Origin of the sequence: Nocardioides agariphilus, from assembly GCF_015352445.1 — a bacterium.
Taxonomy (GTDB): domain Bacteria; phylum Actinomycetota; class Actinomycetes; order Propionibacteriales; family Nocardioidaceae; genus Nocardioides; species Nocardioides agariphilus.
Genome location: NZ_JADKPO010000006.1, coordinates 35,379 through 52,959, shown reverse-complemented (window position 1 = coordinate 52,959; position 17,581 = coordinate 35,379). Strand labels below are relative to the sequence as shown.

Sequence of the window (17,581 nt, the reverse complement as noted above, 5' to 3'; positions counted from 1 at the left end):
GAGCACTGGTGCGTGAGGCACTCTCGGGTCTGACCGTCCGCGGGCGAGCGTTCCTCGCCGCGGGCGTCACCGCGATCGTCTGCGCGGTGCTGCTCGGCCAGGACGCCTTGACCCGCGTCGGCGTGCTGGTGCTGGCCCTGCCGCTGGTCACCGCCTACGTCCTCGGGCGCAGCCGTTACCGGCTGGCCCTGGTCCGCACCCTTGCCCCCCAGATCGTCTCGGCGGGTCAGCCGGCGCGGCTCAACCTCACCTTGACCAACGAGGGCAAGACGCCCAGTGGCGCACTGCTGCTCGAGGACCACGTTCCCTACGTGCTGGGCACCCGGCCGCGGTTCGTGCTCGACGGCATCGGACAGGGCTGGCGACGCCACGCCTCCTACCAGGTCCGCTCCGATGTCCGCGGCAAGTTCGAGATCGGGCCGATGAGCGTGCGGGTCAGCGACCCGTTCGGTCTGGTGGAGCTCGGCCGGGCCTTCCACACCACGGTCTCGCTGACCGTGACTCCCCGCACCGTGCCGCTGTCGCAGATTCCGCTGGGCGGCGCGTGGACCGGCTCGGGCGACAACCGACCTCGCGCCTTCGCCACCGGGTCCGCCGAGGACGTCACCGTCCGCGAGTACCGCCGAGGCGACGAGCTACGCCGGGTCCACTGGCGCAGCTCGGCACGGATGGGTGAGTTGATGGTGCGCCGCGAGGAGCAGCCCTGGCAGTCTCGCGCCACACTCTTCCTCGACAACCGCGTGCGCGCCCATCGCGGTCAAGGCATCGCCTCGTCACTCGAGGCCGCCGTCTCCGCCGCGGCCTCGATCGCGGTGCACCTGAGCCAGCGCGGCTTCATGGTCCGCTTCGTCACCGCAGCAGGCGAGGACCCCAACAACGCCTGGCACTACCGCGACGCCGACCTCAACACCGCTCCGCTGCTCGAGGCGCTCGCCGTGGTGCAAGCCATCCAGATGCCACGCATCGACACCAGCTGGTTGGCCGAGGCCTCCCAGGGCGGCCTGATCGTCGCCGTGGTCGGCGGTATCGAGGACCACGACCTCGCCGTGTTCCGCCGCATGCACCACCATGCCGCTGCCAGCATGGCTGTCGCCGTCGACGTCGACGCGTGGGGCGGTGCCACCCGTCGCACCGGAGGCGCGAGCACCACCTTGGCGCAACAGGGGTGGCGGGCCGTGGGCCTAGGTCCCCGCGACCGGCTCGAGACGGTGTGGCAGGAGCTCGGCCGCACCTCGCGCTCCCGGCGCGCCGGGGGCTCGGCCGGGGATCCGGCCGGACGAAGCGGTGAGGTGGTCGTCGGATGAGCGCCCCTGCGGCTTCGACCCTGTCGTTCCAACGTCCGCTCGGTCGCCTGCACGGCGGGCTGCGTGACGCACTGCTGCTCGCGCTCGTTGCCTCGATGACGACGTGGGCCGCCCTTCTCTCGTGGAAGGGCTTCGCCGTCACCTGGGGCGGCTTCATGGGACCCCTGGTGACCATCGCCGTCGTCGTCGCGCTCAGCGGTGCCGTCTTGCGGTGGCTGCGCGTCCCGGGGCCACTGGTCGTGCTGGCCCAGGTCGTCATCGTCGGGGCAGTGGTCTCGCTCTACATCTGTGGCTCCCCGCTGCCGATCGGCGATGCCTACACGCGCCTCGACCTCGCCTTCCAGGAAGCCTCGGCATCTGCCCAGCAGTACTCCGCGCCCGTGCCCCGGGGCGTCCCCCCGATCGACCCGCTGCTCATCGCGGGCGGAGCCGCGTGCATGCTGCTCGTCGACATCGTCGTCGGCACCTTGCGACGCGTGCCGCTGGCCGGGTTGCCGCTGCTGACCGTCTACAGCATCCCGGTCAGCCTCCTGGGTGGCGGCGTCTCGTGGATCGTCTTCACCTTCACCACCATCGGATTCCTGCTGATGCTCTATCTGCAGGAGAGCCGGCAGATCGCACGCTGGGGACGACCGCTCGGCAGCGATGCGATCTCCGACCCCTCGGGGTTCGGCGTCTCCAACGGCGCACTTCGCTCATCGGCGGCCGGGATCGGCGCCGCGGCGACGGCGCTGGCGATCGTGGTGCCGCTGTTCGTACCAACGCTCGGCCTCGAGGTCTTCAGTGGCGGGTTCGGGCAAGGCGGCGGCAACCAGATCAAGATCGTCAACCCGACCACCGACCTGATGCGTGACCTGCGCCGACCCCAGGACTACGACATGGTCAAGGTCGTCACCGACGACCCGAGCCCGTCCTACCTGCGCATCGCCGTACTCAACCGGTTCTCCGACAACGAGTGGAGCTCGGGTGATCGCACCGCCAGCTCCGACCAGAGCGCCACCGGCGAGCTGCCACCTCCCGCCGGACTGGACCCGAGCGTGCCGACCCGCGAGTTCAGCTACGACGTCACGATCTCCCCTGACTTCATCTCGACCTGGCTGCCCACCCAGTTCCCGATCTCCGCGATCCAGGCGACCGGTGACTGGCGCTACGACCTCACCACGATGGACTTCATGGCCTTCGACGACGACCTCAAGACGTCGGGGATGTCCTACTCGATGACCGCGCTCCAGCCCACTCTCAGTGCCGAGGCGATGGCCAGGTCCAGCGTGGCCAGCAACCTGATGAACACGCAGTTCACCGACCTGCCGACCGATCTCCCCTCATCGATCCGCAACACCGCCACCACGATCACCGCCGACTACCCCACGCGATTCCAGAAGGCCGTGGCGATCCAGAACTGGCTGCGCGACAACGGCCACTACACCTTGCAGGACGCTCCGTCGGGCAACGGCAGCGACACCCTCGAGGACTTCCTCAACCCCAGCCTCGACGGCATCTACCTCACGGGCTACTGCGAGCAGTTCGCCGCCGCCATGGCGGTGATGGCGCGCACCCTCAACATTCCCTCCCGGATGGCGATCGGCTTCCTCCAGCCCGAGCAGGAGGCCGACGGCTCGTGGGTCTACAGCGCATGGGACCTGCACGCCTGGCCCGAGCTCTACTTCCCCGGCTCCGGATGGGTGCGCTTCGAGCCCACTCCTCCCCTGCGCGCCACGTCCGTGCCTGGCTACACCCAGCACGAGTTCCCCCAGGTCGACCCGAGCGACCTGCCCAGCACGGGCGCCACCAGTGACGACATCCTCCGCCCCACTGTCAGCGACCCCAAGGAGAACAACCAACAGGGCCAGTCGGCCGATGAGTCCGGCACCTCCATCCCCTGGCGTGCCATCGGCCTCGGCGTCCTCGTCATGGCACTGCTGGTCGTCCTCGCCCTGCTCCCCCGCGGGCTCCGGCGCCGGCGCCGCGCGCGACGCCTCGAGGACGGTGCTGAGCCGGTCTGGATCGAGCTGCGCGACACCGTGGTCGATCTCGGACTGACCTGGCCCGCCGGCCGGTCCCCGCGCGAGACCGGGTCCCACCTCGTGCACTACTTCGGCCGACCCGTCGGCACCGACCCGGCTGCCCGTCCGCGGCACGGCGCCGATGTGGCTCCGGAGGCTGAGGTGGCTCTCGAGCGGATCGTGGGCACCATCGAGCTGCAGCGCTATGCCCGCCCCGGCAGCGATCAGGCAGCGATCCTCAAGGCCGACGCCGAGACGGTGATCGGGGCCCTCGAGGGCGGCGTCACCCCCGGCGCCCTGCGCAGGGCGACGTGGCTTCCTCGCTCGCTGTTCGTCTCGCGCCGCCGACCCACGCAGCGTTCGAGCAGCAACGACGAGGTGACCTACACCGGCGTGGTCGACCACGTGGGCTAGGTCCCCACGTAGGTCCCCACCACGTAGGTCGGCTGGTCACACCGGGTCTCGACGCGCTCGCGCGACCTCGCTCCTCGGTCGCGTCGCTTGCTCGACCTGGCCGACTCCACACGGCGAGCTCGTCCCTCGCTCGCCGTTGGTCGTCTCAGAACCCGTTGTCCTCGCGGCGACGGCGCCAGCGCTCCTCCATGCGATCCATGAACGAGGACCCGCTGTGGTGGCGCTGGCGACGGGGCTTGCCGGCTCGCCCGCCGTCGATGACGGTGAACCCACCGCGTGTGGCGGTCCCGGACTGGGACTGACCCTCGGGCGGGGCGACGCTGCGTTGACCACGCAGCACGGTCAGCCCGATGGTCGCCGAGATCAGCATGACCAAGAAGCCCACGATGCCGACCACCGGCTGCTCGGCGATGACTCCGGTCATCAGCACCGCGATGCCACCCACGAAGATGACGCCGGCCAGGATCGCCTTGCGGCGCGCGGACTGTCGCAACGTGGTGCCACGCAGGGTGGAGGCGAACTTGGGGTCCTCCTCGACGAGCGCGCGCTCCATCTGCTCGAGCAGTCGCAGCTCTTCCTCCGAGAGCGGCACGGTTGCCTCCCTGTGGGTGCGGGCCAGCGGGCCAGCACAAGTCGCTGTTTGAGCCAGTCTAGGCAGCGCTGAGGGCGTTCGGTAGCGGGGTGGGGAAATTGTCCGGTCAATGTCTGTGCTGCTGTCGGTTCCGGGTGGGCAACGCCGTAGCGGCGGGGCTACAGGAGGCTCGCTGGACCGATCGCCTCGGCGCCGAACCTGAACCGGGCGCGGTCGACAGCCCGGTCAGCGTCGCGCCAGCCGTGCTCCCGCTCGCCCAGCATCAGCTGCCGGTGGACGCTGCCACGCGGAACCAGGCCCTCGACCCGCACCCCGACCAGGCGGATCCGGGCTCGTTGCAGTCCGAGGGCGTCGAAGAGGAGCAGGGCGGTGCGGTGCACCTCGTGGGTGACGTCGGTGGCCTCGGGGATGGTGCGAGACCGGGTGATGGTGGTGAAGTCGGCGAACCGCACCGTGATGGTGATCGTGCGGCCGGCCACCTCGGCGGTGCGCATCCGACGGGCAACCCTGGCCGAGAGCCTCAACAGCTCGCGGCTGATGATGTCGCGGTCGTCGGTGTCGCGACCGAAGGTCTCGTTGGCCCCCATCGACTTCTCGGGGTCATCGGCGGTGCTGCGCGGCACGAGCTCGCGACGGTCGGCGCCCCAGGCCAGCTGGTGGAGGTGGCGGCCCAAGGAGTCACCGACGGCGCGCTGGAGGGTGGGCAGCGGCGTGTGGGCGAGGTCGCCGACGGTCACCAGCCCGAAGCGGAGCAGCAGGTCGCGGGTCTTCTCGCCCACTCCCCACAGCTCGCCGACCTCCATCGGGTGGAGGAAGGAGGTGATCGCCTCGGGAGGTACGACGACCACCCCGTCGGGCTTGGCCCGGCGGCTGGCCAGCTTGGCCACCGAGACCGTCGCCGCCACGCCGACCGAGCAGGTGATGCCCTGCTCGTCGTGGACCATCGCCCGCAGTCGCTCGGCGATCTCGAGCGGGCTGCCGAGCCTCTTGGCCGAGCCGCGGACGTCGAGGAACGCCTCGTCGAGGGAGACCGCCTCGACCAGCGGCGTGATGCGCCGGAAGGTTTCCATCACCGCCCGGGACACGGTGGTGAACTCGTCGTAGTCGGGCGAGACCACGACCGCTCGCGGGCACAGCCGGCGGGCGCGGGTGCCGGGCATACCGGAGCGGACTCCGTAGTGGCGCGCCAGGTAGTTGGCCGACAGCACCACCCCGCGGCCGCCACCGCCGACGATCACGGGGACCTCCCAGAGGTCGGGCCGCTCTCTGACGGCCACGGACGCGTAGAAGGCGTCCATGTCGACGTGCAGGATCGGGCAAGCCCATGACAGGTCGGTCATGGGCAACCACAGCAGGCGTCAGTGCGTCGCGAGCACGTGCACCTGAGTGGCCAGCGGGAGGTACTCGGGGCGGCCGGCCACGGCGCGCTCGAGGTCGACCAGCGCGGCAGCGGCGCCCGGCTCGAGGTCGAGCAGGGAGCCGGGCACCAGGTCGGCGAAGACCCGGACGGCCTGGACGGCCTCGGTGGTGAACCCGGCGCCGGACAGGAGTGCGATGAGCTCATCGGCGGTGAAGCGACGACCGCGACCGCCCGCAGCCGGATCGTCGAGGAGCGCCCGGGCCTGGTGGAAGTGACCGGCCATCGCGCGGGCGACCACGGCGGCGTGCCGCTGCGCGACGAGCAGGCTGAGCAGGCCGCCGGGTCGGAGCACGCCGGCGAGGGTGCGCAGCGCAGCCGCGGGGTCGGGCACCACCTCGAGGACGCCGTGGCACAGCACCACGTCGGCCAGCTCGGAGCCGACGTGAGACTCCAGGTCGGCGATGTCACCCAGGACGCCGGTGACCGAGTCGGCGACACCGGCCTCGTCGGCGCGCCGGCCGAGGGCTGCGAGTGCGTCGGGACTCGGGTCGACGACGGTGACCGTGTGCCCCTGCTCGGCGAGCCGGACCGCGAACCCGCCCGTGCCCCCACCGATGTCGACGATGCGGGCGTGCTGTGCAGCCCCGGGATGGGCCAGCCGGCTCTCGATGGCATCCCAGACCACGCCGGTCCGCAGGTGCTCGCGACCTGGGCTGCGGCTCTCGCTGGTCGACATGGCGCCCAGCCTAGGCCCAGGAATCGGGCGGTCATCCCGGGCTCCCGGGGCTGGTGTGCCACAGCTTGCGACCGACGTCCTTGACCGACTCCCCAGCGGGCTTGACGTCGGCGTAGGGCGACATCTGGAAGCCGCTGGAGTGGACCAGCACACGGCTGCGCACCGGCGCTGGGCTGTCGCCGGTGGGCTGGCCCTTCTCTGGCCGGCCCTTCTCCTGCTGGACGCCGACCTCGGCGTATCCGTCGGGCGTCCGCGCAAGATGGTCGTAGACCGCTGCCATCCCCTGACCACGCCAGATCGCGTGCAGCTCGGGAAGCTCCCAGGCGCCGGTGGCCCGCAAGGAGACACCGCGACGACCCGTGCGGCGCAGCTCACCGCGCACGACCAGCAGCCAGGAGCCGAACACCGTGGCGGCGTAGGGGCCCTGGGCGTCTTCGAAGAACGTCGCGTCGACCGGGCCGGTGCCGTCGTCGAGGGTGAGGAACACGACTCGTCGCCCGGAGCGGATCGGGGGTGTCTGGGTGGCGACCTTGACCCCTGCGACCAGCAGCTCGGCCTTGCTGCGACGGCTCAGGAGGTCCTTGCTGCGGGTGGTGCCGAGGGCGTGGAGGAACTCGGCGTAGGTGTCGACGACGTGACGGCTGACGTCGAGGCCGAGGATCTCCAGCTCGGCTCGCATGCGGTCCTCGGGTGTCATCTCGGGCAGGCCGCTGACCTGCTCCCCGAAAGACTCACTGGGCTCGTCGCCGAGGGTGAAGGCGAGCTGCACCGAGTCGACCGGTCGTGGTGGCGGGGTGTCTTGGGCCTGGGCGGAGGCGCGGGCCCAGACGCCCTGCTCGGCCAGCACGTGGCGCTCGGGCAGGGAACCTGTCTCGCGTTGGCGGGCGTGAGGATCGGTGCTGTTGCGCAGGGCTGCTGCCTCGGCACGACGGGCTGCGGGGCTGTGGCGGTTGGCCAGCTTGGCCTCGGCCAGCCCACGACCGCGCAGACTGCGACCCTGGGCACGCTCGAGAGCCCGGGCATGCCGGTCGAGCTCGGCCACCTGGAGAAGCAGGTCGCGGCGGGTGATCCGCTGCCGGCGACGAATGGGCGAGCCCCCTCCCGTCGAGCTGATGCCATAGAGGGAGTCGAAGCCCCCGGCCAGCACCAGCCGCTCCACGATCGGCCGGGACACCTGGGCACGGTGCCAGAAGTCGGTGAGCGAGTCGTAGGGCTGGCCCTCCGAGCGCGCGGCGACGATGCGGTCGACCTCGCTCTCGTTGATCCCCTTGACCTCGGCCAGCGCCAGCCGGATCCCCCAGGCGGTGCCGTCGGGGACGCCGGAGGTGGGGATCGGCGGCGGCACGGTGACGACCGGGACCTCGGGGTCGAGCCACTGCGCGACGTAGTGCTTCTGCGAGGCGTTGACGTCGAGGCCCAGCACGGTGATGCCGCACTGGCGGGCCTCGTCGAGGATCAGCCGCTTGGGGTACATCCCCGGGTCATGGGTCAGCACACCGGCCAGGAAGTGGGCCGGCCAGTGGGCCTTGAGCCAGGCGGACTGGAAGGTCGGCAGCGCGAACGCCGCGGCGTGTGCTTTGCAGAAACCGAACGACGCGAATGCCTCGAGGATCTTCCAGATGCCGGTGACGACCCGCTCGTCGTAGCCCCGGGCACGTGCGGCGGGGCAGAACCACGCCTTGGTCTCAGCCATCCCCTCCACGTCACCGAGAGCGCGGCGACGCTCGTCGGCCTCGGCGTAGTCGACCCCGGCGAACCGGGCGATGATCTCGATGACGTGCTCGTGGAAGACGACCACCCCGTGGGTGTCCTCGAGGATCGGGCGCAGGTCGTCGTGGAGGTAGGTCGTGGCCTTCCAACCCTGCTTGGACTCGAGGTAGGGGGTGATCATGTCGCTCTTGACCGGGCCGGGCCGAAACAGCGAGATGTCGGTGATGATGTCGTCGAAGGTCTCGATGCCGGACTTGCCGACCAGCTCGCGCTGACCGGGCGACTCGATCTGGAACACCCCGAGGGTCTTGGCGGCAGAGATCATCCGGTAGGTGTCGTCGTCGGCGAACGGCACCTGTTGCTGGTCGTCGAGATCGACCTCGACGCCGGCGGTGTCGCGGATGAGCTCGACGGCGTGAGCCATCGAGGACTGCATGCGGATGCCGAGCACGTCGAGTTTGAGCAGGCCGAGCTCCTCGACGTCGTCCTTGTCGAACTGGCTCATCGGGAACCCCGCGAAGCTCGCCTCCACCGGAGTGCGGTCGAGCAGCGTGGTGTCGGAGAGCAGCACCCCGCACGGATGGACGGCGATGTGGCGGGGCAGTCCGTCGAGCCGCTCGACCAGGCCGAACATCAGGTCGAGACGCCGGGCGTCGATGCCGCTGGCCCGCAGCTCGGGCAGCTCACGCAGCGCCACCCGGGCATCACGAGCACGGATATGGGGAAACGCCTTGGCGATGGTGTCGATCTCGCCCGGCGGCATGCCGAGCGCGGCGCCGACATCGCGCACGGCGTGACGGACCCGGTAGGTGTCCATCATCGACACGCACACGCACCGCTCGCCGCCGAACCGGTCGAGGATCGCTTCGTAGATCTCGGTGCGCCGCGCCGACTCGACATCGATGTCGATGTCGGGCAGCGAGGCTCGCAGCGGCGAGAGGAACCGCTCCATCAGCAGGTGGTGGCGGATCGGGTCGATGCCCGAGACGCCGAGCAGGTAGTTGACCAGGCTGCCCGCGCCGGAGCCTCGGGCAGCGCAGCGCACCCCACGCTCGCGGATCAGGTCGGTGACGTCGGCGACGGTGAGGAAGTACGACGCGTAGCCCAGGCCGCGGATCAGCTCCAGCTCGTCGTCGAGACGCTTCCAGATGCGCTGGCGCGGAGCCGATCCGTAGCGATCGCCGACAGCACCCTCGCACCGGGCTCGCAGCACGCCGTCGGCCTGGCGGCCCGGCACGTCGAGGCTGGCTGTCTTCAGCTCGGGGAAGTGCACCTCGCCCAGGCCGAGGTCGGTGCGCGGGTCGAGCGCGCAGCGGTCGGCCACCGCGCGGGTGCGCGCGAGCAGGCGAGCGGGCCAGGCTGATGATCCGTCACCTGCGAGCCGGCCGACCTCCTCGGCGATCTCGAGCATCTGCTTGCCGGACTTGAGGAACCCCTCGGCGTTGGCTCTGAAGTCGGAGGGGCCGCGGTGGTGGAGGTTGACGGAGCCGAGGGCGACCAGCCGGCGGGAGGCGTCGAGGATGTCGACCGTCGGGGCATCACGACGGTCGGCGTAGCGAACGGCGTTGGTGAGCACGGTGCCGACGCCCTCGCGGCGAGCCAGGTCCGCCATCCGGGCAGCGTGGGCACAGGAGCCAGGACCCCACTCCTGGGTGCCTCCCGGGCCAGGTCTGCCGAGTCGGTGGGAGACCAGCTCGAGGTGGAGATGGGTCGAGGAGACCACCTCCCGCCAGGGCCTCAGGGCTGCACGGGCCACGTCGTCGCGCCGACCGGCGACGGCGGTCCCGACCTCGGAGCCCGGGCCCAGCAGCACCATCACCGATCCGGTGCCCAGCCACGGCGCGAGCAGGTCGAGGGTGGCCACCGGCTGCCCACGCTCCCCGGCGAGGTGCACCGCCGAGACCAGTCGGCAGATCGCTGCCCAGCCGGCCCGGCCTCCACCGGGGCCATCGGCCGTGGCCAGCAGGGTCACTCGCGGCAGCTGGTCCCAGGGCGGGTCACGGAACTCGCCACCGCGAGTCGGCGTGCGGGATGGGGGTCTCGATCGGCGCGGGTCTCCGGTCACCGGGCGGTAGGCGAGGTCGACGCCGAGCACCGGCCGGATGCCGGCGGCCCGGCAGGCCTGCGCGAACTTCACCGCGCCGTAGGTGCCGTCTCGGTCGGTCAGCGCCAAGGTGTCCATCTCGTGCTCGGCCGCCCGCTCGACCAGGACCTGGGGATGAGAGGCGCCGTATTGGAGGGAGTAGCCGGACGCCACGCGAAGGTGGACGAAGGGATCCACGAAGACCGCCGCTCACCCGGCCAGGCGGCCGGCGTGGGGCAGGTGAGGCGCCAACCCGAGGGACTGCTCGACCACGCCGAGGAACCGATCGGCGTCTCGCAGCAGGTCATCGGCCTCACGCTCGCTGACCGCACGAGTCGATCCCGCCTCGGCGGCCGCCCGCTTGGCCGCGCCGGCCGCGAAGAAGGCAGCCCACTCGGCGAGCTCGGGGGCGATCTCGGCGAGCAGCACCCAGGCGTTCTTCTGGCGGCGGCCTCGAGCCGGAGCCGGATGGGCGCGGGCGGCCAGCAGCGCGGCCGCCGCCCGCAGCGCGGCGACATGGGCGCAGGCGTAACGGGTCGGGACGTCTGCTGCCGTGGTCGCCTCGCTCAGCGACTCGGCCGCCCGGGCCAGGTAGGAGTGGGTGGTGGCGGGCAAGGCGTAGGGGTTGTGCTCGTAGGTCATCGGGGTCACCTCAGTCGAGACAGCCGACGAGCTGCCAGGTGCCGTCGGCCCAGTCGAAGGACAGGTCGAAGACCCCGCCACCGGGCACGGCGTCCTCGGTCTCGGGGGCACGCCGCATCCCCGCCGCGGCCTCGACCCGCCAGAGCTCGCGCTCCCCCAGCAGGTCGCCGGCCAGGTCGCCGGTCGAGTCACCGGTCGAGTCACCGGGTCCGGTGTCGTCGGAGCCGATCACCGCCCGGGCGTCGGCGGACTGCCACCACGAGCCGGTCTCCACCCAGTGGGCGAGCACCACCCGGACCTTCCACAGCTTGCCCCGCCACAGGAACTGCTCGGGACCCTCGATGGCGCTGGTCCCCTCACCGGCATCCACACCCACCAGGCCCTTGCGGACTTCCACGGGGTCGTCATAGCGACGCATCTCGCGCTCCCACCTCTGCGGCTCACTCGACCCCGGACGACCCGGCGAGGAGCGGGGTCGAGTCGCTCCCGCCGGATCAGTCGAACAAATGTTCGACTAGGAGCACGATACCTCCGCCCGCCGACAGCCCGTCAAGAGCCAGGTCGAGCGGGTGTGGACGAGCCGCACCCCCACCAGCGATCAGCCCTGGTCGGAGGCCTCGTGGTGGACCACCCAGGAGCCACGGATGAACTCGGTGGTGTCGCGGTGGAAGAGGAGGGCCACGAACACCGCGTCGACCAGGAGCGTGAGCACGCACAAGACGACGAACACCACGGGCGGTCCCTCGCGGAACGCGATCAGCCCGGCGACCAGCCCGAGGATCAGCCCGACCGCGGCCAGCGACACCCGGGCCCACTCGTAGCCCTCGCGGAAGAACACCCGCAGCACCGCCACCAGGCTCACGAGCACGACGTACATCACGACCGCGACCGGCACGAACGCCGGCAACGCGAGCGAGCCGGCCTTGAGCGCCTCCACCCCACCGTCGCGCAAGATCTCGCGAGCAGCCGGGTTGCCCTCGGCCCACGACTCGATGAGGGAGTCTTGAAGAACGATGGTCAGCAACGTGCCGACGCCCATCAGCACCACCAGCGCCACCAGGCACCGCATCGCGTTGATGACCGAGTCCGGCCACTGCCGTCCCATCGACACCCGTCCCTCTCGTTCGTCACCGCTCGCTAGGGTCGCGCCCATGTCGAGCCAACCTGCGGAGCACGCCGCGATCTCGCGGTTCCGGGAAGCACACACCGCCCGCGGAGGTGCGGGCGAGATCGTCATTCTTCCAGAGTCGGTCCACACGGCGGCACTCGCCGCTGCCGCCCTCGGCTGCGAGGTGGGCGCCATCGCCAACAGCCTGCTCTTCGACGCCGACGGCTCGCCGGTGCTGATCCTCACCTCCGGGAGCCATCGGGTCGACACCGGTCTGACGGCGGCACGCATCGGAGTCGGCGCGCTCAAGCGCGCCTCGCCCGAGTTCGTGCGCGAGCACACCGGCCAGGTGATCGGCGGGGTCTCCCCCATCGCCCACCCGGCGCCGGTACCTACCTGGCTCGACACCGAGCTGCGCCAGTACTCCGTGATCTGGGCCGCCGCCGGCCATCCCGCAGCCGTCTACTCGACGACGTACGACGAGCTGCTCGAGATGACCGGCGCCACCGAGATCGAGGTCGAGTAGAGGAGGACCCGTGGAGCTGTGGCTCAACCCGTACTGCTCGAAGTGTCGCGTGGCCGTCGAGGAGCTCGACGCCGCCGGGATCACCTACACCGTGCGGCGCTATCTCGACGACCCGCCTGACGAGGCCACCTTGCGCGAGGTGGTGGCCCGGCTCGCCCTCGAGCCGTGGGACATCGCCCGGGCCAAGGAGGCCAAGGAGGAGGGGGTCGACCTTCCGAGAGACGCCGCGCATCGAGACGAGTGGTACGCCGCGCTGGCCGCGCACCCGCGCATCATCCAGCGTCCGATCATCACCGCCAGTGACGGCACGACCGTGGTCGGGCGCGACGCCGAGTCGCTGGACAGGGTCATCGACGCCGAGACATAGGGTCCGCACATGGACTCCTTGTCCCTGGTCTTCTCGAGCGGCTGGGCCAGCGGCGTCAACGCCTACCTGGTCGTGCTGGTCCTGGGCATCGCCGACCGGGTCAGCCCGACCGGCCAGATCCCGGACGCCCTGCACCGTTGGGACGTCCTGGGCGTGGCGTTCTTCCTCTACGCCATGGAGTTCGTGGCCGACAAGATCCCCTTCGTCGACTCGACCTGGGACGCCATCTCGACGGCGATCCGCCCGACGAGCGGCGCAGTCATCGGCGTGCTCCTCGCCGGTGACGCGGACACCTTGCAGCACGCGGTGTACGGCGTCGTGGGCGGCGGCACCGCACTCCTGTCACACCTGGTGAAGGCGGGCGGCCGGCTGGCGATCAACTCCTCACCCGAGCCGGTCACCAACATCGGCGCCAGCATCGCCGAGGACATCACGGTGCTCGCCGTGGTGTGGTTCGCGATCGAGAACCCTCGAGCAGCCGCAGCGGTCGCGGCGGTCCTGCTGGTGCTCGGACTGGTGATGCTCTCCTTCGTGGCCAGACTGGTCCGCCGCGGCTGGCGCCGCTGGAGGAGACCGGGCCACGGCCTCACGCCAGCGCCGCCCTCAAGATGATCGAGACACCGGCCACCACGCAGAACCCCAGCATCACCGAGCGCAGTAGCCCGTCGTCGAGCCGCCGGGTCACGGGTCGGCTCAGCAGGTAGCCGACCACCAGGAACGGCACGAACAGCAGGCCCCACAAGAGCTGGTCGCGGGAGAGCTCGTCGGCCACCGCCAGGCCGGTCAGCGACCCCAGCGACCCGACGGTGAAGAACGCCGCGAGCGTCGCCCGGAGCTCGCCGGCCGGCTGGTGCTGGAGGGTCATCGCGACGAAGGGTCCGCCGACCGCAGCAGTGGTCCCGGAGACTCCGGTCAAGGCACCGGCCAGCAGCAGGTTGCGGGTGCTCGGCTCGAACCGCGGAGCAGCCGCCGAGGTGACCGCCACCACCAGGACGAGCACCCCGACCAGCAGCGCGATCAGTCGCTGGCTCGACACCGCCACCACCCAGACCCCGAGAGGGGTCAGCGCGAGCCGGGCCGCGAGCACCGTCGTGAGGTGTCGGCGGTTCACCTCGCGCCAGCTGCCGGCCAGGTGCAGCAGCGGCAGCACGAACCCGCAGACCAGCATGGAGCCCGGCATCAGCCCGGGCGCCAGCCAGACGACGAACGGAGCCGCCACGACCACGACGCCGAACCCCACGCTCCCTTGCACCAAGGCCCCGATGAGGACCGCCAAGCCCAGCAGGAGCACCAGGCCGGCGGTGAGTTCGGGCACGTGCGCACGGTAGCCACCTCGGCGTGCGTAGTCTCGACACGGGCTCCCTGGCGCTCGCGCGGCTCGACCACCGATGCTGGAGAGGTGGAGCTGGCCGACCCCGAGGTGCGCGCGGACCTCACCGAACGTCTGCTGGCGACCTATGCCGGCCGGCCGGTGATCGTGGGGCCGGGCATCCTCGCAGCCCGCACGGAGCTGGTCGCCTGGCTGCGTGAGGTCGACGCCACGGTCTTGGCCATCACCTACGCCCACGGCGCAGGTCCCAAGCCGGCCGAGGGCGACTGCGTCGTGGTCGACATCGAGGCCCCGCCCACCTCCAACGTGACCGAGGAGATGCGGGTCCTCGACGACCTGGCCCGCCATCTCCCGGACCACGCAGTCGCAGCGGTGGAGGCGTTCGACCCCGACAGGCAAGGCGTCTGGGTGGGTGGGCCGTTCGTCACGACCGACGAGCCAGTACTGGGACGCCCCGTGGTCTCCGGACGCCCGCAGGCGTTCTTGGCGCTGGAGGACAAGCTGCTGGCCGACGCGATCTGGGAGGCCGCAGGAGTCGCCCGGGCGCCGTATGAGATCGTCCCGGTCGACCGCGACGCGCTCGCGGACGCGACCGAGGGCCTGAGCGGACCGCTGGGGGCCGTGTGGTCCGGCGACACCAAGCAGGGCTTCAACGGCGGCGGCGACTACGTGCGCTGGGTGCGCGACGAGGGTGACCAGCAACGGGCGGTCGCGTGGTTCCTGCCCCGTTGCGACCGGGTCCGGGTGCTGCCGTTCCTCGACGGTGTGCCCTGCTCGATCCACGGGATCGTGCTGCCCGACGGCACGGCCGCCCTGCGCCCCGTCGAGATCTCGATCCTGCGCGACGAGGCCACCCGGACGTTCCGGTACGGCGGCCTGTCGACCTACTGGGACGCCCCACCGCCCGACCGTGTCGAGATGCGAACCGCTGCCCGCAAGGTCGGCGAGCACCTCAGGGAGCACCACGGCTACCGCGGCGCCTTCGGGATCGACGGTGTCCTCACCGCCGAGGGGTTTCGGCCCACGGAGCTCAACACCCGGGCATCGGCCGGGTTCACGCAGGTGACGCAGATCGACCGCAAGCTCTTCTCCCTCCTGCAGGACGCGCTCGTCCTCGGTCAGGACCCAGGAGTGCGGGTGGCCGACGTCGAGGCGCTGCTGCCGCTCATCGACGCCGAGCCCGGCGGCCGCGCCGTCGCGCTGGCCAAGGACGTGGTGGTCGGCGACGTCACGGAGGCGCTCACGTGGGACGGTCACAGCTTCGAGATCTCCTCGCAGGATCCGGGCGTCGACGCCGAGGACGTCCTGGTGATGGCCGACACCCCGGCGGGCCTGTTCGCCAAGGTGCAGCCGTGCTCGGCGCTGGCTCCGGGGGTGCGCCTGTCGACGGTGAACCTGGCGCTCTACGACCTGCTGCGGAGGGAGTACGGCGTCGACCTGGGCGACCTGACCGCCGCGCCGGACCTGCGGCGAGGATAGGCCCATGGCGAAGGTGGCTGTCGTAGGCGGCGGGTTCGGTGGCTTGGCAGCCGCAGCCCGGCTGGCCAAGCTCGGCCACGCGGTCACCCTCCTCGAACGAGCCGAGCGGATCGGGGGCGCGCTGCTGCCGGTGGAGCAGGACGGGTTCAGCTGGGAGGGCGGACCGACGTACACCGTCCTGCCCGCTGTGCTGCGCGACCTGTTCCGCAAGTCAGGGCGTCCGCTCGAGCGCGAGCTGGAGCTGGTCGAGCTCGACGTCCTGCGCGAGCACAGGTTCGCCGACGGTTCGTCGGTGAGCCTGCCACCCACCCGGGGCGCACAGGTCGCGGCGCTCGAGGCCATGGAGCCGGGTCTTGGGACTCGCTGGGCCGACTACGTGCACGCCTACGCCGACGACTGGGAGGTGCTGCGTCGCGAGTACCTCGAACGCCCCTGGGATCCCGCACGTCTGCCTCCTGCCCTGGCCGCCCGGCTGAGGAAGCGAGAGAGCCTGGCCCGTCACGCGCGCCGGCTGCGTGACGACCGGCTCCGTCAGATGGCGCTGTATCCAGCGGAGGCCGAGGGGCACGACCCGCGAGACGTGCCGGCCTGGGTGGGCGTGACGGCCTACGTCGAGCAGCGCTTCGGCTCGTCGGTGGTCTCGGGAGGGATGCAGGCGCTCCTCGGCGCGCTGGTGGCCAGGCTCGCGACGCGCCGCGTCGACGTGCTGCGGGGCACGGAGGTCCGAGACCTGCAGGTGCGGGACGGACGAGCCATCGGGGTGGTCACCGAGGTCGGCGTCGTCGAGTCCGATGTCGTCGTCGTCGCCTGCGACCCGCGCCGACTGCCTGCCCTATCGTCGTACGTCGCCCGGACCATGCCCGCGCTGCCTCCGGTCATGGTGCACCTGGGGCTGGCAGGCGACCTGCCCGAGATGGCGCACGAGACCGTGCTGCACGGAGAGCCTCGGGAGCCGACGATCGTGGTCCGGGCCAACGGTCCTGCCTGGACCCTGCTCGGACGTGGTCGCGTCGACGAGGACCTGGTGACGACGCTGGCCCGACGCGGTATCGACATCCGCAGCCAGGTGGTCACGCGGGTGGACCGGTCTCCGCGTGATCTGGTCGAGGCATGGGGCGGCTCGCCGTACGGCGTCCTGTGGCAGGGACCACGGACCGTGCTGCGCAGACTCGGGCCGGGCACTCCTGTCGCCGGTGTGTACGCCGTGGGGGCGCATGCCACGCCGGGCGCCGGGCTGCCCTACGTGGGCCTGTCGGCCGCACTGGTCGCCCAGGTCGTCGGGCCGGCCTGAGGCCGTCACTCAGACGAGCTCGAAGGTCACCGTCAACGTCGCCGAGATCGTGGTCTCGCCGGGGGCGATGGCGACATCCGCGCTGGACTTCATCGCCCGCATCGCGCCGCCCTCGGCCATGGGCGAGGCGAACCCGCCGCCGTCGGCGATCGCCTGCGGCTGGCCCAGCCGCACCCCGGCGAGCTCGGCCAGGTGGTTGGCCCTGGACACCGCGTCGGCGTAGGCAGCGGCGCGCGCCTGCCCGTTCGCGCGGCTCACGTCGCCGACCTCGAGGCTCAAGGACTCCACCTGCAACCGGTCACCGACCCGGCTCGCCAGCTCGCCGAGCAGCTTGCCCGCAGCCTGGACGTCGGTGCTGGAGATGCTCAGTGAGTGACGAGCCTCGAAGCCACTGGGCTGCCCCTGGTTGTCGTAGGCCGGCCACACGTTGAGATTGGTCGAGGCGATGCGGGATGCGTCGGTGTGCTCGCGGCCCACGGCGACGATCTCGTCGGCAGCCGAGTTGGCTCCCGCGAGGGCCTCGGCGACGCCCGCCGCACGCTGGCTGGCCGCGACGCGGACGACGACGGTGTCGGGGACCTCACGTGCGGTGCCCTGCCCGGTGACGGTGACGGTGCGCATGCCAGGAGGTTAGCC

At 71.3% G+C, this 17,581-nt stretch carries 16 protein-coding genes; 7 read left to right on the top strand and 9 right to left on the bottom strand.

What is annotated here, in order from left to right:
* The first annotated feature begins 8 nt into the window (after positions 1 to 8).
* On the top strand, positions 9 to 1,304 hold the full coding sequence (locus ISU10_RS06015; RefSeq protein ID WP_194695471.1) for a DUF58 domain-containing protein: 1,296 nt from the start codon (positions 9 to 11) through the stop codon (positions 1,302 to 1,304).
* The gene (locus ISU10_RS06010; RefSeq protein WP_194695470.1) at positions 1,301 to 3,721 is read left to right on the top strand and encodes a transglutaminase TgpA family protein; all 2,421 of its coding nucleotides are present in this window, start codon (positions 1,301 to 1,303) and stop codon (positions 3,719 to 3,721) included. Before ISU10_RS06015 ends, ISU10_RS06010 begins: the two co-directional genes overlap by 4 nt.
* 145 nt (positions 3,722 to 3,866) lie before the next feature.
* On the opposite strand, the gene ISU10_RS06005 is transcribed toward ISU10_RS06010, so the two are convergent.
* The 7 genes from ISU10_RS06005 to ISU10_RS05975 form a co-directional block, all read right to left on the bottom strand.
* A complete protein-coding gene (locus tag ISU10_RS06005; protein ID WP_194695469.1) occupies positions 3,867 to 4,313 on the bottom strand; it encodes an SCO2097 family morphological protein in 447 nt (148 codons plus the stop codon).
* 158 nt (positions 4,314 to 4,471) lie between these two features.
* Complete coding sequence (dinB, locus tag ISU10_RS06000; protein WP_194695468.1) at positions 4,472 to 5,653, bottom strand: DNA polymerase IV; 1,182 nt, start codon at positions 5,651 to 5,653, stop codon at positions 4,472 to 4,474.
* 18 nt (positions 5,654 to 5,671) lie between these two features.
* On the bottom strand, positions 5,672 to 6,409 hold the full coding sequence (locus ISU10_RS05995; protein WP_194695467.1) for a methyltransferase domain-containing protein: 738 nt from the start codon (positions 6,407 to 6,409) through the stop codon (positions 5,672 to 5,674).
* Between the two features lie 31 nt (positions 6,410 to 6,440).
* Positions 6,441 to 10,400 (bottom strand): DNA polymerase III subunit alpha, encoded by a 3,960-nt coding sequence (locus tag ISU10_RS05990; protein ID WP_194695466.1) that lies wholly within the window; start codon positions 10,398 to 10,400, stop codon positions 6,441 to 6,443.
* Between the two features lie 12 nt (positions 10,401 to 10,412).
* On the bottom strand, positions 10,413 to 10,844 hold the full coding sequence (locus ISU10_RS05985) for an SAV_6107 family HEPN domain-containing protein (protein ID WP_194695465.1): 432 nt from the start codon (positions 10,842 to 10,844) through the stop codon (positions 10,413 to 10,415).
* 10 nt (positions 10,845 to 10,854) lie between these two features.
* On the bottom strand, positions 10,855 to 11,262 hold the full coding sequence (locus tag ISU10_RS05980) for a DUF6504 family protein (RefSeq protein ID WP_194695464.1): 408 nt from the start codon (positions 11,260 to 11,262) through the stop codon (positions 10,855 to 10,857).
* 180 nt (positions 11,263 to 11,442) lie between these two features.
* Positions 11,443 to 11,949 (bottom strand): hypothetical protein, encoded by a 507-nt coding sequence (locus ISU10_RS05975; protein ID WP_194695463.1) that lies wholly within the window; start codon positions 11,947 to 11,949, stop codon positions 11,443 to 11,445.
* Between the two features lie 46 nt (positions 11,950 to 11,995).
* Here ISU10_RS05975 and ISU10_RS05970 point away from each other — a divergent pair, with 46 nt between their 5' ends.
* Genes ISU10_RS05970 through ISU10_RS05960 form a run of 3 tightly spaced genes read left to right on the top strand, consistent with a single transcriptional unit; the run spans position 11,996 to position 13,457 of the window.
* On the top strand, positions 11,996 to 12,478 hold the full coding sequence (locus ISU10_RS05970) for a YbaK/EbsC family protein (RefSeq protein WP_194695462.1): 483 nt from the start codon (positions 11,996 to 11,998) through the stop codon (positions 12,476 to 12,478).
* A 10-nt stretch (positions 12,479 to 12,488) separates the two neighbouring features.
* Positions 12,489 to 12,845, top strand: a complete 357-nt coding sequence (locus tag ISU10_RS05965; protein WP_194695461.1) for an ArsC/Spx/MgsR family protein — start codon at positions 12,489 to 12,491, stop codon at positions 12,843 to 12,845.
* 9 nt (positions 12,846 to 12,854) lie between these two features.
* On the top strand, positions 12,855 to 13,457 hold the full coding sequence (locus tag ISU10_RS05960) for a DUF4126 domain-containing protein (protein WP_194695460.1): 603 nt from the start codon (positions 12,855 to 12,857) through the stop codon (positions 13,455 to 13,457).
* Here the strand turns inward: ISU10_RS05960 and ISU10_RS05955 are convergent.
* On the bottom strand, positions 13,432 to 14,160 hold the full coding sequence (locus ISU10_RS05955; protein ID WP_194695459.1) for a TSUP family transporter: 729 nt from the start codon (positions 14,158 to 14,160) through the stop codon (positions 13,432 to 13,434). The two genes, ISU10_RS05960 and ISU10_RS05955, sit on opposite strands and share 26 nt — an antisense overlap.
* Positions 14,161 to 14,244: 84 nt before the next feature.
* Between ISU10_RS05955 and ISU10_RS05950 the strand changes: the two genes are divergently transcribed.
* Positions 14,245 to 15,654: an ATP-grasp domain-containing protein gene (locus tag ISU10_RS05950; RefSeq protein ID WP_194695458.1), complete on the top strand. Its 1,410-nt coding sequence runs from the start codon at positions 14,245 to 14,247 to the stop codon at positions 15,652 to 15,654.
* 4 nt (positions 15,655 to 15,658) lie between these two features.
* Positions 15,659 to 16,945, top strand: a complete 1,287-nt coding sequence (locus tag ISU10_RS05945; RefSeq protein WP_194695457.1) for a phytoene desaturase family protein — start codon at positions 15,659 to 15,661, stop codon at positions 16,943 to 16,945.
* Between the two features lie 9 nt (positions 16,946 to 16,954).
* Here ISU10_RS05945 and ISU10_RS05940 read toward each other — a convergent pair whose 3' ends face one another.
* Entirely contained in the window at positions 16,955 to 17,566 is a 612-nt protein-coding gene (locus tag ISU10_RS05940) for an SIMPL domain-containing protein (protein ID WP_194695456.1), read from the bottom strand.
* Between the last annotated feature and the right edge of the window lie 15 nt (positions 17,567 to 17,581).